Origin of the sequence: Martelella sp. UBA3392, assembly GCF_002358775.1 — a bacterium.
Lineage (GTDB): Bacteria > Pseudomonadota > Alphaproteobacteria > Rhizobiales > Rhizobiaceae > Martelella > Martelella mediterranea.
Genome location: NZ_DEPM01000259.1, coordinates 1 through 24,141 on the forward strand (window position 1 = coordinate 1; position 24,141 = coordinate 24,141).

17 protein-coding genes are annotated in these 24,141 nt (G+C 63.5%); 12 read left to right on the forward strand and 5 right to left on the reverse strand.

What is annotated here, in order from left to right:
- A partial coding sequence (locus B4E36_RS20215; protein ID WP_345900749.1) for a phytoene desaturase family protein occupies nucleotides 1-575 on the reverse strand: 575 nt, incomplete at its 3' end.
- A gap of 80 nt (nucleotides 576-655) precedes the next feature.
- Nucleotides 656-1,441, reverse strand: coding sequence for a cyclase family protein (locus tag B4E36_RS20220; RefSeq protein ID WP_292055583.1), 786 nt, complete (start codon nucleotides 1,439-1,441; stop codon nucleotides 656-658).
- A gap of 304 nt (nucleotides 1,442-1,745) precedes the next feature.
- Here B4E36_RS20220 and B4E36_RS20225 point away from each other — a divergent pair, with 304 nt between their 5' ends.
- Entirely contained in the window at nucleotides 1,746-3,329 is a 1,584-nt protein-coding gene (locus tag B4E36_RS20225) for a phytoene desaturase family protein (RefSeq protein WP_292055584.1), read from the forward strand.
- Between the two features lie 30 nt (nucleotides 3,330-3,359).
- Here B4E36_RS20225 and B4E36_RS20230 read toward each other — a convergent pair whose 3' ends face one another.
- Together B4E36_RS20230 and B4E36_RS20235 are read right to left on the reverse strand one after the other, a co-directional pair.
- Nucleotides 3,360-5,078, reverse strand: coding sequence for an extracellular solute-binding protein (locus B4E36_RS20230; protein WP_292055586.1), 1,719 nt, complete (start codon nucleotides 5,076-5,078; stop codon nucleotides 3,360-3,362).
- 35 nt (nucleotides 5,079-5,113) lie between these two features.
- Nucleotides 5,114-5,995, reverse strand: a complete 882-nt coding sequence (locus B4E36_RS20235; RefSeq protein WP_292055587.1) for an NAD(P)-dependent oxidoreductase — start codon at nucleotides 5,993-5,995, stop codon at nucleotides 5,114-5,116.
- Nucleotides 5,996-6,205: 210 nt separating this feature from the next.
- On the opposite strand from B4E36_RS20235, the gene B4E36_RS20240 reads away from it, so the two are divergent.
- The 9 genes from B4E36_RS20240 (at nucleotide 6,206) to B4E36_RS20280 (ending at nucleotide 20,858) form a co-directional block, all read left to right on the forward strand.
- Nucleotides 6,206-6,925 carry an SDR family NAD(P)-dependent oxidoreductase gene (locus tag B4E36_RS20240; protein WP_292055588.1) on the forward strand — a complete coding sequence of 240 codons (720 nt, stop codon included), beginning with the start codon at nucleotides 6,206-6,208 and terminating at the stop codon, nucleotides 6,923-6,925.
- Nucleotides 6,926-7,193: 268 nt separating this feature from the next.
- The gene (locus B4E36_RS20245; protein WP_292055589.1) at nucleotides 7,194-8,372 is read left to right on the forward strand and encodes a substrate-binding domain-containing protein; all 1,179 of its coding nucleotides are present in this window, start codon (nucleotides 7,194-7,196) and stop codon (nucleotides 8,370-8,372) included.
- A gap of 68 nt (nucleotides 8,373-8,440) precedes the next feature.
- Nucleotides 8,441-10,987: an ATP-binding cassette domain-containing protein gene (locus tag B4E36_RS20250; protein WP_292055590.1), complete on the forward strand. Its 2,547-nt coding sequence runs from the start codon at nucleotides 8,441-8,443 to the stop codon at nucleotides 10,985-10,987.
- Between the two features lie 35 nt (nucleotides 10,988-11,022).
- Nucleotides 11,023-12,036: an ABC transporter permease gene (locus B4E36_RS20255; RefSeq protein ID WP_292055591.1), complete on the forward strand. Its 1,014-nt coding sequence runs from the start codon at nucleotides 11,023-11,025 to the stop codon at nucleotides 12,034-12,036.
- Between the two features lie 136 nt (nucleotides 12,037-12,172).
- A complete protein-coding gene (gene polA / locus B4E36_RS20260; RefSeq protein ID WP_292055592.1) occupies nucleotides 12,173-15,124 on the forward strand; it encodes a DNA polymerase I in 2,952 nt (983 codons plus the stop codon).
- A 22-nt stretch (nucleotides 15,125-15,146) separates the two neighbouring features.
- A complete protein-coding gene (locus B4E36_RS20265; RefSeq protein WP_292055593.1) occupies nucleotides 15,147-15,491 on the forward strand; it encodes a DMT family transporter in 345 nt (114 codons plus the stop codon).
- A gap of 341 nt (nucleotides 15,492-15,832) precedes the next feature.
- Nucleotides 15,833-17,221: a M20/M25/M40 family metallo-hydrolase gene (locus B4E36_RS20270; RefSeq protein ID WP_292055594.1), complete on the forward strand. Its 1,389-nt coding sequence runs from the start codon at nucleotides 15,833-15,835 to the stop codon at nucleotides 17,219-17,221.
- A gap of 406 nt (nucleotides 17,222-17,627) precedes the next feature.
- Nucleotides 17,628-19,709 carry a transglycosylase domain-containing protein gene (locus tag B4E36_RS20275; RefSeq protein ID WP_292055595.1) on the forward strand — a complete coding sequence of 694 codons (2,082 nt, stop codon included), beginning with the start codon at nucleotides 17,628-17,630 and terminating at the stop codon, nucleotides 19,707-19,709.
- 126 nt (nucleotides 19,710-19,835) lie between these two features.
- Nucleotides 19,836-20,858, forward strand: coding sequence for an alpha/beta hydrolase family protein (locus tag B4E36_RS20280; protein WP_292055596.1), 1,023 nt, complete (start codon nucleotides 19,836-19,838; stop codon nucleotides 20,856-20,858).
- 37 nt (nucleotides 20,859-20,895) lie between these two features.
- Here the strand turns inward: B4E36_RS20280 and B4E36_RS20285 are convergent, their stop codons facing one another.
- Nucleotides 20,896-22,665, reverse strand: coding sequence for a DUF4422 domain-containing protein (locus tag B4E36_RS20285; protein ID WP_292055597.1), 1,770 nt, complete (start codon nucleotides 22,663-22,665; stop codon nucleotides 20,896-20,898).
- A 238-nt stretch (nucleotides 22,666-22,903) separates the two neighbouring features.
- On the opposite strand from B4E36_RS20285, the gene rfbC reads away from it, so the two are divergent.
- Nucleotides 22,904-23,461 carry a dTDP-4-dehydrorhamnose 3,5-epimerase gene (gene rfbC / locus B4E36_RS20290; RefSeq protein WP_292055598.1) on the forward strand — a complete coding sequence of 186 codons (558 nt, stop codon included), beginning with the start codon at nucleotides 22,904-22,906 and terminating at the stop codon, nucleotides 23,459-23,461.
- Between the two features lie 9 nt (nucleotides 23,462-23,470).
- A partial coding sequence (locus B4E36_RS20295; protein ID WP_345900750.1) for a dTDP-glucose 4,6-dehydratase occupies nucleotides 23,471-24,141 on the forward strand: 671 nt, incomplete at its 3' end.

Consider the following 24,141-nt stretch of genomic DNA (forward strand, 5'->3'; position numbering starts at 1 on the left):
GCCTCGTCCGAAACATAGGTTGTTTCCAGATAGCCGCGCGCTGGCGTCAGCGCCTCGCCGAACCATGCGGCAAGGCCGCGCGGGCCGCGCTTCCAGGTTTCCTTCAGCACCTTCTTGGCCGTCGCGCCCGACCAGAGATTGCCGCCGAGCAGCGAGAACACGAAATCGGCATCGCCCGCCATAGCGGCCATTTCGGCGTCGAAGGTCCGGCCGTCGCCTTCGGCCCTGGCGTTGAACGCGTCGATATTGCGTTTGCGGTCCATCGCATAGATCAGGTGGCTGCCATCCTTGCGCAACACGCCGGTCGGCGTGTCGGTGTGGCAGAACTCCGCGCCGCGGGCGGCGAGATCGTCGCCAAGCGCTGCGAAGGCCGGCGAGGTGAGGAACAGCACCATGGTGGTCGCCATCACATCGTGCAGGTAGCCGGGCGCCGTCACCTCCGCGGTCAACAGGCAGCCGCCGATGGTCTCGTTACGCTCCAGCACCAGCACGCGCTTGCCGGCCTTGCCGAGGAGCGAGGCGGCGACCAGCGCGTTGATGCCGCTGCCGATGATGATGTGATCGAAATCCGCCAATGCGATCTCCTCTTCAAAGCCGGTCAGTGCTTCGGCGCGGCAGCGTTTTCGCCGCGCCGGAGCCTAGTTTCAGACCGTCGTCAGGCGATCAACGCCAGCGCGCGCACCGGCGAGCCGGTGCCCTTCACGAACTTCAGCGGTGCCGCGATCAGGATCGCGCCCTTGGCCGGAAGCTGGTCGAGGTTGGAGAGGCTGGCGAGGCCGTATTTGTTGTGCTTGTGCATCAGGTTGTGCGCCGGGAAGGGCGGCTCCATGCCGCCGGCGGAACCGGCATCGGTGCCGACCGTTTCCTGGCCCCAGCCGATAATGCCCTTGGAAAGCAGATATTCGATCGCCTCGGCCGTCGGGCCGGGGGAATGCGGGCCGTTCTCATCGGCGTTGAGGAAGGTCTCGGTGGAGCCGTTGCGCTTGTACCAGTCGGTGCGCATCACCACCCAGCTTCCAGCCTCGATCTCGCCGTGCTCGGCTTCCCATTCCTTGATGCTGTCGACGGTCAGCAGGTAATCGTGATCGGCCTCGGCTTCCTTCGAACGGTCGATGACGTTGACGGGGGCCACGAAGTTCTGCGGCTTGATCGTGTCGGTGGTGTTGTCGGGATTGTCCTTGCCGGTGATCCAGTGACAGGGCGCGTCGAAATGGGTGCCGGTGTGCTCGCCAAGCTCGATCCAGTTCCATGCCCAGAACGGCCCGTTCTCGTCATACTCGGAAATCTTGTGCACCTTCACATTCGGCGTGTTCTGGCCGAATTGCGGCGGCAGGTAGAGCACCGGCGTTTCCGGTCCGAGCGGCGCGGTGATGTCAACCACCTTGACCGATCCCGACAACAGGGCGGAGGCGAGGCTTCCAAGCACGGATGTGTCATTCATGATAATCTTCCCCTTTGTCGCCCGGAACCGGTGCCGGCGCTTCGCGCGGTCTTGATCGACCGGTCTTGTTGCGGACGTTGCCGGAGAGCCTATGAAAGAAAATATGATAATGCAAGGATCATGGTGACGCGGATGCATTTCTTCCGACCATGCTTCCATGCCTGTCGCAAACGGAGGCAATTGCCGAAATCATTGGCAAAAGGGCAATTCTGTCGCCGACTATTGCGCTCTGGTCCGAAAAAATGCTCTTCTGATCCTCGTGAATTATGTATGCATATAGGTATATTGGTTCGAGGGGACGCGGATGGCGACGACGACGGATTATGATGCGGTGATCATTGGGGCGGGCCACAACGGGCTTGCGGCGGCCGTCCATCTGACCGCCAAAGGCTGGAAGGTTTGCGTCGTCGAAGCGGCCGGGGAGGCCGGCGGCGCGGTCAAGACCCAGGAACTCACCGAGCCCGGCTTCCGGCATGATTTCGGCGCGATGAACCTTTCGATGTTCGCCGGTTCCGGTTTTTTCGCTGCCCATCGCGAGGCGCTGACGGCGGCCGGGCTGGAACTGGTGCCGGCCCCCCATTGCTTCGCCAGCGTGTTCCGTGACGCAACGGCGCTCGGCGTCGGCACGGATGTGGCTGAGACCAAAGCCGGCATTACGGCACTTTCGCAAAAGGATGCCGAAGCCTGGGAGCGAATGCTTGCCGATTTCTCCCGCGATGCGCCTCATATCTTCGCGCTGATGGGCGCGCCGATCCCCTCCTTCCAGACGGCAAAGGCGGTGTGGAAAGCCTGGCGGGCGCTCGGCACGGCAGGGCTTTACCGGCTGGCGCGGCTGCTCCTCGCAACCCCGCGCGATTTTCTCGACCGGCATTTCGAAAACGAAAAGCTCAAGGTGATGATGGCGACCTGGGGCCTGCATCTCGATTTCGCGCCGGATGTCGCCGGCGGCGCGCTGTTTCCCTATCTGGAATCGATGGCCAACCAGGCTTTCGGCATGGTGATCGGCAAGGGCGGCGCCGATACCATCATCCGCGCGATGACGAAGGTGGTGGAGGAGCGCGGCAGCGAAATCCTGCTTGGCGAGCGGGTCGTGGGCGTGGAACTCGATGAGGCCGGCAAGGCGACGGGCGTGTCGCTCGCCAACGGCCGGACGATTTCCGCCCGCAAGGCCGTGATTTCCAATGTCCATCCGAAGCTGCTGTTCGACGATCTCGTGCCGAAAAACAGCCCGCTTGGAGACCTTGGCGACACGTTTGACGATTTCCGCGCGGGCCCCGGCACGATGATGATCCATCTGGCGATGGACGAATTGCCGGCATGGTCGGCGGGGGCCGAACTCCGCGACTATGCCTATATCCACATCGCGCCCGACATGCGGATGATGTCGCGGCTTTATGCCGAGGCGATGGACGGGTTGCTGCCCGCCGAACCGGCGCTCGTCGTCGGCCAGCCCTCGGCGGTCGATCCCTCGCGCGCGCCGAAGGACAAGCATGTGCTGTGGGTGCAGGTGCGGGTGCTGCCTGCCGAGATTAAGGGCGATGCGGCCGGTGGAATCAGCGAGACCGACTGGGATCAGGCCAAGCATGCCTATGCCGAGCGCGTACTCGATATCATCGAGACCCATGCGCCGGGAACACGGGCGAAGGTCCGTGCGAGCGCAGTCTTTTCTCCGCGCGACCTGGAGCGGGAAAACCCGAACCTGATCGGCGGCGACAGCCTGTCGGGCTCGCACCATCTCGACCAGAATTTCCTGTTCCGTCCCGCCGCCGGCTATTCCCGCTACAAGACGCCGGTTTCCTCGCTCTACATGTGCGGCGCGGCCACGTGGCCGGGTGCGGGGACGGGCGCCGGCTCCGGCTTCATGCTGGCGAAGATGCTGGCCGGCTAGGCGCGGCTATTTATTCAGGCGCGGCGATGCTCAGGCATAACTTTCGGCGGCGGTCTGGCGGGTCGAGAGTAGGCCGTCGATGGCGCGCTGGGCGCGCTCCAGCGCCTCGCGGTCGGTGATGTCGCCGCGCAATGCGGCATGGATTTCGCGGCCGAGAACGGCCTCGATCCCATGATATTCCGGCACGGCCGGGCGCGACCAGGTGCACACCGAATTGGATTTCAGCAGCCGCGCGACCACGCCCATGACGGGCGAACTCGCGGCGGCCTCGGGATCGGCGGCGACCGAGAAGCGGGGTGCGACCGGAAAGCCTTCCGACACATGCTCCTTCATCACCTCCGGTGAGCACATCCAGCTGATCGCGTCGAAGGCGAGCGCCACCCGGTCCTCGTCGAGATTGGTCGGGATCATCAGGTGAAAGCCGCCGACCGGATTTGCGTGCATGCCGGCCTTGCCCTTGGGCTGTTCCAGATAGCGCATCCGGCGCGAGACCACGGATTTGACGTGATATTCCATGAGTGCTGCATGCATCGACCAGCAATAGCCCATCACCGCCTTGCCGGTCAGCAGCGCCTCCACCCTGCGGTCCCAGTCCATCTCCAGAATGTTCGGTTCCGATACGTCGACGAGGCGGTGCATGTAGTCCAGCACCTCGAAAGCCTGATCGGTCAGCACCTGGCCGCGCAGCTTGTCTGAGACCAGATCATGCATGGGCATATGGATGCGCCGGCGCGGCAGGTTGAGGCAGGCGGCGTTGCAGGAGCCGAGCAGCACCATGAAGGTGCTGGCGATCGGCATGCCCTCCGCGGCGTTCCACGCGACACCGTAGAGCCCTTCGGAGGGCCGCTGCAGGGCGCGGGCGGCGTAGATCACCTGATCGAAAGTGCGCGGATAGGGGTGGCCGGCGCGCTCGAAAATGTCCTGCCGGGCGAGAAACAGCTCGACCGTGGTGTAGATCGGCACGCCATATTGCGTGCCCTGCCAGCCACCGGAATCCCAGACCATCGGGGAGAAGTCGAGCGGCTGGATCCGGCTGCCTGCAATCAGTTCGTCAAGCGGGCGCACCAGCCCGCGATCGACGAGATCGCCGACCCAGGGCTTGTTGACGCAGATCACGTCGAATTCGGAGCTCTTGCGCTGGCCGTTCTCGATGATCCGGTCGTAGAGCTGGGGCAGCGGCAGCAGATCGACATTCTGGATCGAGCCGATATTGGCCCTGAGATCGGCCCAGGTGTTGCGCAGCGCTTCGAAATAATTGTCCTTGCGGAACAGGAAGCGCAGTTCCTTGCCGCCGGAAACATGGTGGCTCTGCAGGCGCGGCGGCGGGATGACGACGCGGGAGAAATTGGAGCCGCCGAAATAGAAGCCGTCGACATCCTCGTCGGAATTGATGGTGCCGAAGGTGCGGCCGATCACGGCCTTGACGCTGCGGCAATAGGCCATGAACCGTTCCTGCAGCTTCTCGCTCGGGCGGACGTAGAAGCTGCGGCCGGTGGCGGTGCGCGGATCGAGCACGATATTGCCGTCCTCGATCATCTGGCTGACATGGCGCATGGCGGTGACAAAGGGCACACCGCCGCTTTCGGCCAGCGCGCTCTTGGTGATGTCGCGGCCGGTCAGGTGGGCCTGCATCAGCGACAGGGTCAGCGCGAAAACCGGGTCGCCCCGACTTTCGGCCACGACCGCGCTGAACGGCCCGTTGAGGTCGTTCAGGAAATCGATGATGCGCAGCATCTCATATTCGGTCATCCGGCGGCCCCCTCCCAAGGGCCCTTCCATGCGCTTCAGCCGGTGCGCGCCGCGTGGTCCCTGATCCAGTCCACCAGCGCGAAGAAATCACGCCCCTCCATGCCGTCTTGCGCCGCCGCTTCGTACTGCTTCAGGATCAGGGCGCTCACATCCATATCTATATGCTCGCTTTTCGCCGCAGCAAGGATCAGCGAGAAATCCTTCACCATCTGGTCGAGCCGGAAGGCGGGCTCCGACGCATCGACCACCACGGTCTCGCGCTTGTAGCCGAGCAGGGGTGAGCTTACCGCGCTTTTGAGGATGACGTCCATCATCTGGGCGCGGTCGAGCCCGCCATGCTCTCCAAGCAGGATCGCCTCGCCCAGAACCGAGGCGGAGGCGCCGACCAGCGTGTTGAGCACCAGCTTCATGAACCGCGCCTCGTCGGCGGGGCCGAGATAGAGGCGCTCGCTTGAGAACAGCGTCACAAGCGGTTCGACTTCCCGCCAGGCGCTCTCGTTGCCGGAGGCGAGTATGGTGAGGTTCGCGGCGGCCGCGATCGTGGTGCTGCCGGAAACCGGCGCGCGCAGATAGCGGATGCCGTGGTCGGCAAGCACGCGCGCGGCGTCTGCCGAAGCCTGCGGGCTGACCGTGCTGGTGTCGATCAGGATCGCGTTTTTCCGCATGGCCGGCGCAAGTGTCGTGACCACGCTTGCAAGCGCCGGGTCATCGGGGATCGAGGTGAAAATCACATTGCAGGCGCTGCCAACGGCCTCGATGCTCTCCGCCGTCCGCGCGCCCCGCTCTTCCATGGCCGCGCTGTTTTCCGGCCGGGCATCGAAAACGGTCACATCGATGCCGCCCTTCAGAAGATGGCCCGCCATCGGCGCGCCCATTTTTCCGACGCCGATCCATCCGACAACGTTTGTGGCAGACATGCCCGTCCTCCCTGAAATGCGTTTTCTCGGAAACTACGGCCACGGCTTCGTCCTTGGGCGAGCAGTTTCGACCAATCTGGAAAAATTTCACCGCGGGCGGTGCAAAACTTGCGCTGAACTCTTCCGGATCGGGACTATCGCATCGTATCATAATACGGTATTACACGAATATGGCGCGGAGGCGCCTCAAAATTATCGGGAGGAGAAAATATGCGGCTTGAAGGAAAAGTGGCGCTGGTGACGGGCGCCTCGCGCGGGATCGGTCTCGGCGTGGTCGAGCGTTTCAGCGAGGAGGGGGCGATCGTCTACGCCGGCAGCACCAGCAATCCGTCCGGAGTTTATCCGGAGGGCGTCATCGGGCTGAAGCTCGATGTGGCAAACGAGGATGACTGGGCCAATGCGATCGAGCGGATCATCGCCGAGCAGGGCCGGATCGACTGCCTCGTCAACAATGCCGGCATTGCCGTCTATGACGGCGTCGCCGACGGCTCAACGGAGAACTGGCGCAAGGTTCTGGGCGTCAACCAGGATGGCGTGTTCTTCGGCATGCGCGCGGTGATCCCGCATATGCAATCGAAGAAATCCGGATCGATCATCAATGTCTCGTCGATCTGGGGCAAGGGCGCTGTGCCGGGCGCTCATGCCTATCACGCCTCCAAGGGGGCTGTGATCATGATGACCAAGAACGCGGCGATTACCCATGTCGGCGACGGCATCCGCGTTAACTCGGTGCATCCGGGCTTCATCGATACGCCGCTGACCCAGGCGCAAGACCCGGAAATCAACAAGTTCGTCATCGGGATGACGCCGATGGGCCGCGCCGGCACGCCGCGCGAGATCGCCAATGGCTGCCTGTACCTCGCCTCCGACGAGGCGAGTTTCGTCACCGGCGCGGAACTCGTCATCGATGGCGGCTATCTGGCGCAGTAGCCGGACGCGGCAAAAATTTCCGGAATGGGAATCTTGCGCCGCCGCAATGCCGGCGGCGTTGGCACATTCAGGGGGCGCGATCGGCGGGAGGGGTTTAATTCATATTGACGTATGACCGTAATACCGTAATATAGTATGCGTAATCGACGGCGGCCATCCGAGGGGTATGGCCGCACGGTCGCCGATCCGCCGAGGCCAAGGAGGCAAAGCGGGCGGCGATCCGGCCGGCCAGAATGGACCGGCCTCAAAACCAGGGAGAGGAACTGCCATGACCTATCTTAACGGCCTGAAGAGGCCTGTCCGCGCGACAGCGCTCGCAATGCTCGCTCTCGGCCTGCCGGTGGCGGCGCACGCCCAGTCGGCAGAAGAGCTTCTGCAATCGCGGCTCGGCACCACCGATGTCGGCCCGGTTTTCATCGAGACCTTCGACAGGGCCGCGCTTCCGGTGAGCGACGAGATGCGCGCCAAGGCCATCGAATGCTGGAAGAACAACCAATGCGACACCGGAACCGGCGGCGAACTGACGGTGGCCTATGCCGATGGCTTCGGCGAGAACGTCTGGCGCGAAGTCACCAAGATGGAATTCATCATGCAGGCGCTCACCTATCCGGAGATCGGCCGCATCTCCTACACATCGGCCCGTGGCGACGCCGCCAAGGCGCTGTCCGACTTCCGCGCCTATATCGCGCAGGGCGTGGATGTGATCGTCACCTTCGCCGACCATGGCGAGGCGCTTGCTCCGTCGATCCGGGAAGCGACCGAATCCGGCATCACGGTCGTGCTGCACAATGGCACGGTCGCCGGCACGCCGGGCGTCGACTATGTCACCAATATCTCCGAAAACATCTGCGAACTCGGCAAGGAATTCGTCAAGGCGATCCGCACCGGCAACCCGGATGCCGCCACTATCGCGGCGCTCGGCGGCACGCCCGGAAACCCGCTGTCCTCCACCTGGCAGGGCTGCGCCAAGGAAGAAGCGGCCGCAATCGGCGGTCTGGATATCGTCGCCACCGAGGATACCAACTGGACCCAGGAGGGCACGTTCTCGGCCGTTTCCGCGATCCTGTCGCGCTTTGATGACATCGACGGCTATATCTACGACTATGCCGACGGTTTCCGCGGCGGCGTGCGCGCCTACCAGTCCGCCGGCAAGCCGCTCGATATCGTCGTGGCGCTGCGCACCGACGAGCAGGGCCTGTTCTGCGACATGAAGGCGGCCGAAAACCCGAACTTCAAGATCTTCTATTCCTCCGGCCAGAACTACCAGGCGCGCCTGGCGCTGACGGCGGCGATGATGTCGCTTGCCGGCGAGGAAATCCCTGCCAATCTCGATGTGCCGTTCTCGATGAAGCAGGCCTCGGCCGACCAGTGCGATCCGAGCCTGCCGGACGAGGTTTCGGTTTCGACCATGGTCGATCCCGACACGCTCCGGGCCATGTTCAACTGATTGTCGCATCCGGCATGGCGGGCGCTCGCTGCCCGCCATGCGCTCTGTTCATGAGGGGAGGGTAACCCATGTCCGAAATCGTCCTGTCGATGCGCGACGTCTCCAAAACCTATCCGGGCGTGAAGGCGCTGGATGGTTTCAGCTTTGATTGCCGCGCGGGCGAGGTTCACGCCATTCTCGGCGAAAACGGCTCGGGCAAATCCACCCTGATGAAGATCGCCTCCGGGGCGATCGCCCCCAATGGCGGCACGGTCGAGATCGCGGGGCGGATGCTGGAGCGCGCCGATCCGCGACAGGCGCTGTCCTACGGTCTTGCGACTGTCTATCAGGACGATAGCCTGGTGCGCGAACTCACGGTTGCCCAGAACCTCTATCTCGCCACCGCCCCCGGCGAAGTGCCCTATCGCGCCATGACGGCCTGGGCGGAGAAGAAGCTCGCGCCCTTCGGTCTCGGCATTTCTCCCAAAAGTCTGGTCGGAGATCTCACGTCCGCCCATCGTCAGTTCGTCGAGATCGTAAAGGCGCTGCTGTCGCGACCGCGCGTTCTGCTGCTCGACGAGCCGACCTCGACGCTCGATCATGACGGGGTGATTCATCTGAGCCGGATCGTGCGCGAACTCGCGGTGGAAGGCACCGGCATCGTCTATGTCAGCCATCGCCTGCCCGAAATCCTCGACCTCGCCGATCGCGTCACCATTTTGAGGGACGGCGTCCATGAGGGCACGTTCGAGGTCACCGCCGAGACCTCCGAGTACGAACTGGTATCGCGCATGATCGGCCGCGATGTCGAAAGTGAATACCCGGCAAAACCCGGCACAATCGTGCATGATCCGGTATTGGTGGTGGAAGGTCTCAGCGGCAACGGCTTCGATGACATCTCCTTCGTCGCCCATCGCGGCGAGATCGTCGGTTTCGCCGGCGCGGAGGGCAACGGACAGCGCGAGGCGCTGCGCGCCATTGCCGGCCTGCATCCGAGCCATGCCGGGACTGTGACCTGTCTCGGACGCGCCGTGGACGTCACCGAGCCGCGCCACGCGCTGCGCTCCGGCGTGCTCTGCCTTTCGGCCGACCGCGCCGGGGAATCGATCTTTCCCGATCTCGGCGTGCGCAAGAACATGACGCTGCCGCGGCTTCGCGATTTCGTCCGGCGCGGCCTGGTCTCGTCGCGCGACGAGCAGCGTCGCGCCGAGGAAATGCGCGACGAGTTCGGCGTCGTCGCCGCCACGCTGGAGACGCCCGTCAGCGGGCTTTCCGGCGGCAACCAGCAGAAGGCGGTGCTGGCGCGCTCGTTCCGCGCCGAGGCCGATGCCGTGCTGATCGACGAGCCGACGCAAGGCGTCGATGCCGGCGCGCGTCACGATATCTATCAGGCGATCCGCGCCAATCTCGGTAAAAGCGGCACGCTGGTGATCAATTCCTCCGATGCCCAGGAGCTTGCCGGCATCTGCGACCGGGTGCTGGTGTTTTCGCGCGGTCGCATCGTCTCAGAACTCACCGGCAAGGAGGTGACCGAGGAGAATATCGTCTCCGGTTTCCTGCGGGCGCGTGATGCCAAGCAGGCAAGCGAGGAGGCCCCAGGCGCGCTGTCGCAGGTGTTCCGCACGCTGATTTCTGGCTCGAACATCTGGTGGGTGCCGCTTGTCTTCCTCGCATTGTTGACGCTGATCGTCGGCGGCTATGCGGCAATCGAGAGCAAGGTTTTCCTGCGCACGGTCAATATCCGCTACATTCTGCTTGCGACCGCGCCGGCGGCGCTCGCGGCCATGGCGCAGCTTCATGTGCTGCTCGTCAGGGGGCTCGACGTCTCGGTCGGCTCGATGATGAGCCTCACCGTGGTCGCCGCCTCCTATATGATCGCCTTCCAGATGCCGATCCCGATGCAGATCCTCGGCGTTCTCGCCTGCCTCGGCATCGGTCTGGTCGTGGGTCTCATCAATGGCAGCCTGATCCGCTTTGCCAATATCAACGCGGTGATCACCACCATCGCCATGCTCTCCGTTCTTCAGGGCGCGGCGCTCTTGGCGCGTCCGATCCCGGGCGGCATGATCTCGCAGGAATTCACCGGGCTGATGAAGGAGCGGATCGGCTTTCTGCCGGCCTCGATCTTCGTGCTCGTCGCCGTTGCCATAGCGCTCGATTTCTGGCTGCACCGGACCCGTTCGGGTCTCGAGGCAAAGGCTGTCGGGTTTCGCGAGGTCGCGGCCCAGCGCAACGGCGTGCGCGTCAACCTCGTCCATGTCCGCGCCTATGTGTTCGCCGCGCTGATGGCGACGGTCGCGGGCTTCTTCCTCGGTTCGGAGGTGGGCGTCGGCGCGCCGACGGTCGGCGCCAATTACGCGCTGACCTCGATCGCGGCTGCGGTGCTTGGCGGGGCGGCGCTTTCGGGTGGTCGCGGCTCGTTTGTCGGTGCGCTGTTCGGCGCCCTGTTTTTCGCGCTCATGGTCAACGTCATCACGCTTCTCGGCCTTTCCACCGCGTTCGGCATTATCGCCGGCGGCGTCATGACCCTGCTTGCGATCTTCCTTTATTCCGGGCTCGGCGAGCTTGAGGCGCTGCTGCTTTCGGCCATGCGACGGCGCAGGGTGGTTGCGCCGGCCGAGAAGCGAGCGGCGTGATGCCGGCCCGGACCTCCAACAGCGATGAGGGTAAAATGACCGAAACAAGCGTCATGTCATCATATCGGCCCACTTCACGGGCCGGTCGCGGCGGCAAGGGACGGGTGCCCGTGATCCAGATGCAGTTCGCGGCGATCTGGATCGCGCTTGCCATATTGCTCGCGCTCTGTGCTTTGTTCCTGCCCCGCAGCATTTCCGGCACATCGGTCACCAGCATCCTGCCGTTCGCGAGTTTCCTCGCCATTGCCGCCATGGGGCAGGCGCTGGTGCTGATGGCGCGCGGCATCGATCTGTCCGTGCCGGCGATCGTGACGCTGTCGAGCACGGTGCTGCTCGGCACGTCGGGAGGCGCGGAAGGCTCGGCCGTGATCGGCACGGCGCTGGCGCTGGCCTTTGCCATGATGGTCGGTCTCGTCAACGGCGTGCTGGTCGCGTGGCTGAAGCTGAACGCGCTGATCGTGACGCTGGCGACGGGGGCGATCGTGGCCGGCCTGACGCTCTGGTATCGCGGCTCGCTTCCCGCCGAAGCCGGGGTGCCGACCGTGCTTGCCGAATTCGGCGAGGCCCGCTTTCTGGGCCTCAACACCACGATCTGGATCACGATCGCGCTGACGCTGGTGCTGACCGTGCTTCTGCGCCGTACCCAGCTCGGCAGGCGGTTCGAGGCCGTCGGCGCCAATCCGCGCGCGGCCTATGCCACCGGCGTCGAAATACGCCGCTATCAGGCGGGCGCCTTCGTCGCCGCCTCGCTGCTTTACGGCATTGTCGGCGTGCTGCTTTCCGCCTTCATCCGCAACCCGACGCTCGATGTCGGCAATCCCTATCTGCTGGCGCCGATCGCCGCGGCGGTGCTCGGCGGCACGGCGATTTCCGGCGGCATCGGCTCGATGATCGCGGTGGCGGGCGCGGCCCTGTTCCTCACCCAGCTCGGTCAGGCGCTGAAGGTGCTGGGTCTGGAAACCTCCTGGCAGATGATGTTCCAGGGCGTCGCCATCGCACTCGGCATGTTCCTCTCGGAAGTGCAGACCCGCAAGCGCCGGGGCGGGTAGCGCCCGGACAGCCCGTCGATTCTCCCCGGCGGGTTTTCCCGCTGGTTCTACCGGATGCCTCGGGGCGGCTTCAAAAGCCGGGTGAGCGGGATTGCGGGCCATGGACCTTTGCCGCCCGAGCGGCTATGGATTCGCCATGAAAAAAGACGATCACCTTTTCCTGATTGACGGCTCGGGCTTCATCTTCCGCGCCTTCCATGCGCTGCCGCCGCTGACGCGCAAATCCGATGGCCTGCCCGTGGGCGCCGTTTCCGGCTTCTGCAACATGCTGTGGAAGCTTCTGACACAGGCGCGCGACACCTCCGTGGGCGTCACGCCGACGCATCTGGCGGTGATTTTCGACTATTCCTCGAAGACCTTCCGCAAGGAAATCTATCCCGACTACAAGGCCCATCGCCCGCCGCCGCCGGAGGATCTGGTGCCGCAATTCGCGCTGATTCGCGAGGCGACCCGTGCCTTCAACCTGCCCTGCATCGAGATGGAAGGCTATGAGGCCGACGATATCATCGCCACCTATGCGCGGATGGCGGTGGAGGCGGGCGGCGACGCCACCATCATCTCCTCCGACAAGGATCTGATGCAGCTCGTCGGCCCCAAGGTCCACATGTATGACGGCATGAAGGACCGCCAGATCGGCGTGCCGGAAGTGATCGACAAATGGGGCGTGCCGCCGGAAAAGATGATCGACCTGCAGGCACTGACGGGCGATTCGGTCGACAATGTGCCGGGCGTTCCGGGCATCGGCCCGAAGACGGCGGCAACGCTGCTGGAGGAATTCGGCGATCTCGACAATCTTCTCGCCAATGCCGAATCGATCAAGCAGAACAAGCGCCGCGAAAACATCATCGCCAGCCGCGAACTGGTGCTGGTCTCGCGGCAGCTTGTGGCGCTGAAGCAGGATTGCCCGGTGGATGTGCCGCTCGACGCGCTGTCGCTGGAGCCGCAGGACGGGCCGAAACTGGTCTCCTTCCTGAAGGCGATGGAGTTCAACTCGTTGACCCGTCGCGTGGCCGAGGCCACCGGCGCCGAGGCGCAGGCGATCGAGGCCGCGCCTGTCGACGTCAAATGGGGCGCTGACGCCCACGGGCCCGACCTTGATCCGGGTGAGGGCAAGGCGCCGGCCGCAGCGACCGCTCCCGGCGCGACGGACGGCAAGCGCCCGGCCGATCTTGCCGCGGGACGGGCGGCGCGGTTTGCGTCGCTGCCGATCAACCGCGACAACTACGAGACGATCCGCGATCTGACCGCGCTGGAAGGCTGGATCGAGACGGCGCGCGAACGCGGCCTTGTCGCCTTCGACACCGAAACCACCTCGCTCGATGCGATGCAGGCCGAACTCGTCGGCTTCTCGCTGGCGCTCTACGACGAGGATGCCGCCGATGACGGCGCGGTGATCCGCGCGGCCTATGTGCCGCTCACCCACAAGGCCGGCCAGGACGATCTGCTCGGCGGCGGGCTCGCCGAGGGGCAGATACCGTTCGACGCAGCACTTGCCGCGCTGAAGGGCCTGCTCGAGGACGAGGCGGTCATGAAGATCGCCCAGAACCTCAAATATGATTACCTCGTGATGCTGCGTCTCGGCATCACGGTGAAGAATTTCGACGACACCATGCTGCTCTCCTATGTGCTCGATTCCGGCATGGGCGGGCATGGCATGGACGCGCTGTCGGAAAAATGGCTCGGCCACCAGCCGATCCCCTATAAGGAGGTTGCCGGCTCCGGCCGCAATATGGTCACCTTCGATTATGTCGATATCGACCGCGCCACGGCTTACGCGGCGGAAGATGCCGATGTGACGCTCAGGCTCTGGCTGGTGCTCAAACCCCGGCTTGCCGCGGAGCGGGTGATGACCGTCTACGAGCGGCTCGAACGGCCGCTTCTGCCGGTGCTTGCCCGCATGGAAGAGCGCGGCATCTCGGTCGACCGGCAGATCCTGTCACGGCTTTCCGGCGAGCTGGCGCAGAAGGCGGCGGCACTCGAAGATGAAATCTACGAACTGGCGGGCGAAAAATTCAACATCGGCTCGCCCAAGCAGCTCGGCGATATCCTGTTCGGCAAGATGGGACTTCCCGGCGGCAAGAAGACCAAGAGCGGGCAATGGTCCACCGCCGTGCAGGTGCTGGACGATCTCGCCGCAGAGGGCCTGCCGCTGCCTAGCCGGATCGTCGACTGGCGGCAGATGACCAAGCTGAAATCGACCTATACCGATGCGCTGCCGGGCTATATTCACCCTCAGACCAAGCGCGTCCACACCTCCTATTCGCTGGCCTCGACCACAACCGGGCGGCTCTCCTCGTCGGAGCCGAACCTGCAGAATATTCCGGTGCGCACCGCCGAAGGCCGCAAGATCCGCACCGCCTTCATCGCCAATCCGGGCCACAAGCTGCTGTCGGCGGACTACAGCCAGATCGAGCTTCGCGTGCTCGCCCATGTCGCCGATATTCCGCAGCTGAAACAGGCCTTCGCCGACGGCATTGACATTCATGCGATGACGGCATCGGAAATGTTCGGCGTGCCGGTGGAAGGCATGCCGGGCGATGTGCGCCGGCGCGCCAAGGCGATCAATTTCGGCATCATCTACGGCATATCCGCCTTCGGGTTGTCCAACCAGCTCGGCATCGAGCGCTCCGAGGCGAGCGACTACATCAAGCGCTATTTCGAACGCTTCCCCGGCATCCGCGATTATATGGAAGCCACCAAGGAGTGGGCGCGGGATGTCGGCTATGTCGAGACGATTTTCGGCCGCAAGATCCATTATCCGGAAATCAAATCCTCCAACCATCAGGTCAGAAGCTTCAACGAGCGCGCCGCCATCAACGCGCCGATCCAGGGCTCTGCCGCCGATATCATCCGCCGCGCCATGACCCGGATCGAGCCGGCGCTCGGCGAGGCCGGGCTTGCCGAGCGGGCGAAGATGCTGCTTCAGGTCCATGACGAACTGATTTTCGAGGTCGAGGACGACGCGGTCGACGCGACCCGCGCCGTGATCGTCGACATCATGGAAAACGCCGCCATGCCCGCCGTTTCGATGGCGGTTCCGCTAAAGGTCGATGCCCGCGCCGCCCACAACTGGGACGAGGCGCACTGAGTTTTTTGGAGAAGGAACGGAAATGAACCCTGCGCTCGCGGCCTATGGCGCCCTCGGTATCGCGATCGTCTGCGAGGTGATCGGCTCTACCCTTCTGCAGAAATCCTATGGCTTCACCCGTCTGTTGCCCACGATCGGCGTCGCGGTGTTCTACATCATCGCCTTTTTCTGCCTGTCTCAGGCGCTGAAGACGATACCGCTCGGCGTTGCCTATGCGATCTGGGCCGGTCTCGGCATCGTGCTGACGGCGGCTGTCAGCGTTATCGTTCTGCGCCAGAGCCTAGATCTTGCCGCCTGGGTCGGCATCGCCATGATCGTCGGCGGCGTGCTGGTGATGAACCTTTTCTCCAGTGCCGCCGGGCACTGAGCACGGTAATCGACGAAAATTTTGCACAGATTACTGATTTGTAACGAAACGGGGCTCTTGCTTCCCTTGAATCGACACATTTCAGAGTACATCTACTAACCAACGGCGCTTGATCACGCCGCTGTTCGAAGAAGGCCCGTCCCCCGCCTCTTCGGACAAAAGGACAAAGGCTCCATCCCCCTCTCCGGCCTTTGTCCAAAAAAGCAGCCGCCATGGTCAGTCCCCCCCTCCAGGCCATGGCGGCTTTTTCTTTGCCCGCTTCCCGCCCTGATCGAGGTTTTCATTCGCCGCTTGCTGGCCTATGGTCCGACCATGATTTGCCCGCCTATCGGAGGTTCCCCATGGCCCAGCTAGACGCGATTTTGAAGCGCGCCGACGACAATCTGCCCTCAAGCCTCGACAAGCTGTTCGCCCTTCTGCGAATTCCGTCGATCTCCACCGATCCGGCCTACAAGGAAAAATGCACCGAAGCCGCCGACTGGCTGGTCGCGGAGCTGAAGACCCTCGGCTTTCTGGCCGAGGCCCACAAGACCAAGGGCCATCCGATGGTGGTGGCGACCAGCGAGAACGCGCCGGAAGGCGCGCCGCATGTGCTGTTCTACGGCCATTACGACGTTCAGCCCGTCGATCCGCTGTCGCTGTGGGAAGACGATCCCTTCGACCCGAAGATCAAGGACAGCACCGCCGGCACCAAGGTGATCACCGGGCGCGGCACAAGCGACGACAAGGGCCAGTTGATGACCTTCCTCCAGGCCTGCCGGGCCTATCGCGAGGAAAATGCCGAACTGCCGGTGAAGATCACGATCATGTTCGAGGGCGAGGAAGAATCCGGTTCGCCATCGCTGCCGGCCTTCATCGAGGAGCATGGCGACCTGATCAAGGCCGATTTCGCGCTGGTCTGCGATACCGGCATGTGGGACCGCGAGACGCCCGCGATTGCCGCCACGCTGCGCGGCCTTGTGGGCGACGAGGTGGTGATCAAGGCTGCCGACCGCGATCTGCATTCCGGCTTTTTCGGCGGCGCTGCGGCGAACCCGATCCATATCCTCGCCGACATCCTCGCCGGCCTCCACGACGAGAACGGCCGGGTGACGCTGCCGGGCTTTTACGACGGCGTCGAGGAAACGCCAGAGGACGTCAAGAAAGGCTGGGAACAGCTAGGTGAGACCGATGCCCGGTTTCTCGGTGAGATTGGTCTTTCGCAACCCTCCGGCGAAAAGGGCCGCTCGGTGCTGGAACTGACCTGGACGCGGCCGACGGCCGAGGTGAACGGCATTACCGGCGGCTATACCGGCGAGGGCTTCAAAACGGTGATCGCGGCACAGGCCTCCGCCAAGGTCTCGTTCCGCCTCGTCGGCACTCAGGACCCGGTGAAGATCCGCGAAAGCTTCCGCGCCTATGTGCGCTCGAAACTGCCGGCAGATTGCAGCGCGGAATTTCATCCCCATGGCGGTTCGCCCGCGATCCATCTCGATTACAACGCGCCGTTCCTGAAGAAGGCGCAGGCGGCGCTTTCGCAGGAATGGCCGAAACCCGCCGTGGTGATCGGCATGGGCGGCTCGATCCCGATCGTCGGCGATTTCCAGAGAAAGCTCGGCATGGATTCGCTGCTGGTCGGCTTCGGCCTCAATGATGACCGCATCCATTCGCCCAACGAGAAATACGAACTGACCTCGTTCCACAAGGGCATCCGCTCTTGGATCCGGATCCTCGACGCGCTTTCGCGGTGAGCGCGGGCTCTCAGTTCATAATCTCTCCCCTTGAGGGAGAGATGCCCCGATAGGGGCAGAGAGGGGTGAACTCTCTCGCCACGTTCAGAGCTTGCGGCTTATGCCCATACCCCTCTCTGTCGCTTTCGCGACATCTCCCCCTCAAGGGGGGAGATTGTTTTCTGCATGACGCGTGAACCAAACTGGGGCTGAAAGTTGTTGAAAGGCTTAAAAGCAAACCGGCAGAAAGCTGGAAGGTTGATGGATGGCAGAGTCTGTCATACGCGACGCCAACCCGTTCAGCCTGCGTTAACCCTCGTTGATATCTTTTGCCGCAATGCGTCTGCCGAACCACCCGCGCCTTAATACCACCTTAAAGTGACCGGGATAGACCGGAGACGGAAACGAAAGGTGCCTGCGGCCCGTCATGGCAAGCAAGAAGAACAAGCGCGAAAGAACCGAACCCTCGCTTTTCGGCCTTGGCGGCGGAGCGCCGGCGAAGCCTGCCAAAAAGAAAAAACGGAAGTCGAAGAAGAGGGCGCGCGCCGCCTCCGGCGGCGGTCTGATGCGCGCACTCCGCTTCGTGTTCTACTGGGGCATGGTTGCCGCCGTCTGGGGCGCGATCGCGGTTGTCGGCATCGTCATCTATTACGGCTCCAAGCTGCCGCCTGTCGATGAATGGGCGGTGCCAGACCGCGCGCCCAACGTCAAGATTGTTGCCACCGACGGCTCGCTGATCGCCAATCGCGGCGCGACCGGCGGCGAGGCGCTGTCGCTCGACGAGATGTCGCCCTTTATTCCCATGGCCGTTGTCGCGATCGAGGACCGGCGCTTCTATTCCCATTTCGGCGTCGACCCGGTCGGCATCGCCCGCGCCATGATCACCAATCTCCAGCATGGCGGCCTGGTTCAGGGCGGCTCGACGCTGACCCAGCAATTGGCGAAGAACGTGCTGCTTTCCCACGCCCAGACACTGGAGCGCAAGGTGCAGGAAGCGCTGATGGCGCTGTGGCTGGAGCATGAATACACCAAGGACCAGATCCTTGCGATGTATCTGAACCGGGTCTATTTCGGATCCGGCGCCTATGGTGTGGAGGCGGCCTCGCAGCGCTATTTCGATAAATCGGCCCGCGACGTGACGCTTGGCGAGGCGGCGCTGCTGGCGGGCCTTCTGAAAGCGCCGTCGCGGCTCTCGCCCGCCCGCGATCCGGAAGCGGCCGAAGAGCGCGCCCAGGTTGTGCTGGCCGCGATGCACGACCAGAACATGATCGACGACAGCGACATGACGACCGCCATGGCCCGCGAGCCGACGCGCGCGCCAAGCTACTGGACCGGACCGGAAAACTATGTCGCCGATATGGTGATGCAGCGTCTCGAGCCGATGATCGGTGAAGTGAAGACCGATATCGTGGTCACCACCACCATCGACCCCGGTCTCGAACGCGCCGCCGGCGAAAGCCTGAAGAGCGCGCTTGATGCGAACGGCGAGAAGGACCGGGTGGAGCAGGGGGCGCTGGTTTCGGTCGATGCCACCGGCGCGATCCGGGCGCTGGTCGGCGGGCGCGACTATTCCAAGAGCCAGTTCAACCGGGCCGTGACCGCCAAGCGCCAGCCGGGCTCGGCGTTCAAACCCTTCGTCTATGCCGCCGCGCTCGAAATTGGCGACCGGCCGGGTTCGGTCAGAAACGATGCGCCGATTACCATCGACGACTGGACGCCGGAGAACTACGAGAAGACCTATTCCGGCCCGATGACGCTGACCAATGCGCTGGCCCATTCCGTCAACACCATCGCCGCACAGCTGGTGATGGAGGCAAGCCCCGGCTATGTGGTGGACGTCGCCCACAGGCTCGGCATCACCTCGGATATTACAGCCAACGCCTCGCTCGCGCTCGGCACGTCCGAAGTGTCGCTGCTGGAACTGACCGGGGCCTACACCGCCTTCATGAATGGCGGCTTCAAGGCCACGCCCTACCTGATCGAAAGCGTGAAGACCGCGGGCGGGCAGTCGCTCTACCAGGCCGTGCCGCCGGCGCCTGAGCGGGTGCTTTCGCCCCAGACCGCGGCGAACATGAACGCCATGCTGATGCGGGTGGTGACCGAGGGCACCGGCAAGGCCGCGCAGATCCCCGGCTGGCAGGTCGCCGGCAAGACCGGCACGACGCAATCCTCCCGCGATGCGCTGTTCGTCGGCTTCACCGCCAACCTGACCACCGGCGTTTGGGTCGGCAATGATGACAATTCCCCGATGCGCCACGTCACCGGCGGCAAGCTGCCGGCCCGGATATGGCAGGATTACATGGCGACCGCGCATCGCGGCCTGAAGCCGCAGCCGCTTTATGGCGGCGGCAGGATTATCGAACCGAGGGCTGCGCCGCCGGCAAATGACAATGGCCCGAAGACGCTGGTCGAGCTTCTCGGCCAGCTCGGAGAAGAGCCGCCGGCCGCCGCCGCCACGCCCTCGACGCCGAAGCGGCGAACGCTGATGCAGATTCTCGGCGGCGGCTGAGGCGGCGGAAAGCCTCCGCTCCGCAGGCGTCGGCGTTGATTATTTTCGTCCTGAATCGCGTTTCAGGTCTCTCGTGTTTCCGGTTTAAGGGTTATGTCGCCCGCATGTATCCAACCGGGGGTTCTCATGCTGAAATTTCTATCTGTAACGTGTGGGCTGTTCCTGTCGCTCGCCTCTCTTGCCTGTTCCGCTGATGCCGTCGGGTTTCGCGATGCCGAACTGGACGGAACCCGGCCGCTTCACGTCGCCATCTGGTATCCGGCCGCAGGCGGAGGCGATGCGACGGTCGTCGGCGAGAATCCCGCATTCTTCGGGGTTCCCGCGATCCGGGACGCAGCGCCTGGCGCCGGCGAACATCCGTTGGTGGTTCTCTCCCACGGCTATCGCGGCAGCTGGCGCAATTTGAACTGGCTGGCGGGCTCGCTTGCGGGGAAGGGCTATATCGTCGCAGCGCCGGATCATCCCGGCACCACCACGTTCGACACCGCGCCCGAACAGGCCGCCCGGCTATGGGAGCGACCGCATGACCTCAGCCGGGTCATCGACGCCCTGATCGCCGATCCCGGGCTGGGCGGGCGCGTGGATGAGGGGCGAATCGCGGCCATCGGTCATTCCCTTGGCGGATGGACGGTCACGGCTCTGGCCGGCGCCCGGTTCGGCGCCGCCAGTTTCGAAGCGGATTGCCGGGCCCATCCGAATCCCCGAGTCTGCGGCCTTTCGGCCGAGCTCGGACTGCAAAGACCGGAACTTGATACGGATATGGGTGATCCGCGGCTTGGCGCCTTCGTCTCTCTCGATCTCGGCATGGCGCGCGGCTTCACCCCGAAGAGCCTTGCCGCCGTGGATGTTCCGGCGCTCGTCATCGGCGCCGGCACCGATATTGGGGATCTCCCGGCTGCGCTCGAAAGCGGCTATCTCGCGGAGTATCTGCCGGCCGCTTCCGCAACCTATGTCGAAATCCCCGATGCCATGCATTTCAGCTTCATGCAGCTCTGCAAGCCGGGCGCTGCCGCTTTGATCGAAGAGGAGGCGCCGGGTGAGGGGATTGTCTGCAAGGACGGTGGCACGCGCGGCCGGGAGGACATTCACCGCGAGGTGCTGACCCTCATCGAGAGCTTCCTGAATACGGCGATACCGGCAGGCCCGTAGCCCTCCGCAGTGTCTGCCGGATGGACGGGTGCCGCGCCTATGAAAGTTTCCGCTCGAACCGCCGGTCGCGCGCCCTGAGCAGCCGGCGGGCCTTCTGGATCAGCCGCCGCTTGCGGGCCTCGCCGGCGGTCTCCGCCCAGGGCGTGAGATTGCGATAATCCCAGTAGAGTTCGGTGAAGGGGTGGGTGCATTTGGTGTGCCAGGGCTTTTTGACGTCGGTGAAATGCACGATTGAAGGCGCCCGCGCGGCCTCATAGGCCTCCTCCTCGCTATAGGAGGGCTCCAGCGGATTGGCGCGATAGATGCGTGTGCCCGCATTCCACGACAGCGGAAGGATTTTCGTGTCGTTCTCGAACAGGATGTTGAGCAGGTCCTGGTCCTGCGAGACGATATAGGGGCCTTTTTTGCGAAAGGCCGAAAGCACGTCGGCCGCGATATCCATCTCTCGGAACCGGGCGATGTCGAACACCATGACGCCGGCATTGAAATAGCGGTGATCGGCGGAAAGCTGCAACCGCCGCGCCTGGTGGAAGCCGGCATCATCCGGCGCGCCGGCGACGGGATGGCCTTCGAGATCGATATCCCAGAGGTTTTCGATCGGATCGACGACGATCGTGTCGGCGTCGATATAGATGGCCTTGTCCACGTCCTCCGGCAGGTAGCGGTGCATCACCAGCCGGTAATAGGTGGCGATCGAGACATAGTCGCGGTTGAGCGGCAGGAAGCGCAGGTCGCGGTCGTCGATATCGATGAATTCGAGCCGGCCACCGGCCGCCGTGACCGTTTCGGTGAGCTTGGACCGGTTCGCCTCGGAAATATTGCCGCCATTGAGGATGAAGAAGCTGAGCCGGGCCGGCGTTTCAGTCGTCTTCAGGGCGGAGAGCATCGTTACCGCGGCATGGGGGGCGTATCGGTCATCGACGGAGAGCACGACATTGATATCGCCTCCCTCAGCCGCCGCGCGTGCGACGACGGCGTCGCGCTTCTTCCGCGCCGTTTCAAGCACCTCTTCGGGGGCGACCTGCGGGCGGGGCCGCATGCCCCAGGTGAGCGGCAGTTCCCGCACCCTGGCATCGTGAACCGCCTTGGCGTAGTGCACATAGGCGTTCGTCAGATATTCCGAAAGGAAGCCCCATATCCTTTTCTGGTAGGGATCATAGCCGCTGGTATCGATCCGCTGTTCCGCCGTTTCCAGCGTTTCGAACAGGAAATCGCAAAATTCCTGGAACAGCGGTTTGCGCATAACGGTGATGCTGTTGAAGAACACCTTGCGGCCGGCCAGCACCTGCACCAGAAACGGATAGATCGCCGGGAAACGGGCCTTCACGATCTCCTCGACAATCTCCATGTCCTTTCCGTGATGCTGGTGGGCATAGAATTCGCCCGCCGACATCAGCACCTCGGGCAGGCCCGGCAGATAGATATCGCGCATTTGCGGCGTCAGGATATCGGCGCCTTCGCAGGCCTTCTCGATGAGATCGTCCTTCCAGCCGTAGCGCTCGATCTCGCGCTCGGTGACCTCCGAGAAAGCAAGGCGCTTCGGCGGCTTTTCGGCAAACACCAACAGGCGGCGATAATGCATCATGCCATAGAACTCGGCATCGACATTGTGCCGCATCCAATAAAGCGCCGTCAGCTCATTCCAGCTTATGTTCTTTTCCGAGATATTGACCCCGGTATCATCCCCGATTGCCTCCGCAAACGCATGTCGCCCCAGCGCCCGGCCGGCCTGGATGGGATTGAGATACCCGGTTTTGATCAGCGGCGCCGCTTTGAAATAGACGACGGAGATGAAGATGTTTTTCAAGGCAACGCATTCCTGATGTTCACCGATATTCCTTTACAGGATTTCACATGCGTCTGCCTATGGCCAGGGAGCGCAAAGGCGACGGCTCAGCGGGGCGGAGCGCGTAAGTCCACATATAATCCACACCGCGGGTACAACTTTCAAACGCCAACGCGCGATTTGAGAGGGTAACTTGTTCCCCCTCGCCACCTCGTGTAATCGAAGGCACAGATATTGTATGCGAGACCGGGGACCGGCCATGGACATTCAGAAACTCGACATTGCAGGGCTTATGCTCATCACGCCCCGCCGTTTTGGCGATGAGCGCGGGTTCTTCTCCGAAAGCTGGAATCGCAAGGTGCTTGCCGGCCACGGTATCGATATCGATTTCGTTCAGGACAATCATTCGCTTTCCAAGACGGTGGGCACGGTGCGGGGTCTGCATTTCCAGGCGCCGCCGCATGCGCAGGCGAAGCTGGTGCGGTGCGGACGGGGCCGGCTCTTTGATGTGGCGGTGGACGCGCGCAAGGGCTCGCCGACCTTCGGCCAGTGGTTCGGGGCGGAGCTTTCCTTCGACAATGGCAAGCAGTTGCTGATCCCCGAAGGCTTTCTGCATGGCTTCATGACGCTGGAGCCAGACACCGAGATCATCTACAAGTGTTCGGACTATTATGCGCCGGAATGCGACGGCAGCGTGCGCTTCGACGATCCCGATATCGGCATCGACTGGCCGCTCAAGGATATCGACTTCACCGTTTCCGCAAAGGATCGCGATGCGCCGTCCTTTGCGGATTTCGACAATCCCTTCACATTCTGAGGTCCGCTTATGAAACTCCTGGTCACCGGCGGGGCAGGCTTTATCGGTTCGGCCGTGGTGCGGCTTGCCGTCGCGCGCGGCTTTCACGTCGTCAACCTTGATGCGCTGACTTATGCCGCCTGTCTCGACAATGTCGCAAGCGTGGCCGACAGCCCGCTTTACGCCTTCGAGCAGGCCGATATCCGCGATCGCGCGGCACTCGACCGCGTGTTCGCCAACCATCAGCCCGACGCCGTCATGCATTTGGCGGCCGAAAGCCATGTGGACCGGTCGATTGACGGACCGGGCGATTTCATCGAGACCAATATCAACGGCACCTACAACATGCTGGAGGCGGCGCGCGCCTATTGGGTTGCCCGCGGCCGGCCCGAGAGCTTCCGCTTCCACCATATCTCGACTGACGAAGTGTTCGGCTCGCTCGGGCCGGAAGGCATGTTCACCGAAGAGACGCCATACGATCCGCGCTCGCCCTATTCGGCTTCCAAGGCGGCATCCGACCATCTGGTGCGCGCATGGCACGAGACTTATGGCTTGCCGACGCTGGTCACCAATTGCTCCAACAATTACGGACCCTACCACTTCCCCGAAAAGCTGATCCCGGTGGTGATTCTCAATGCGCTCGCCGGCAAGGCAATTCCGGTCTACGGCAAGGGCGAAAACATCCGCGACTGGCTCTATGT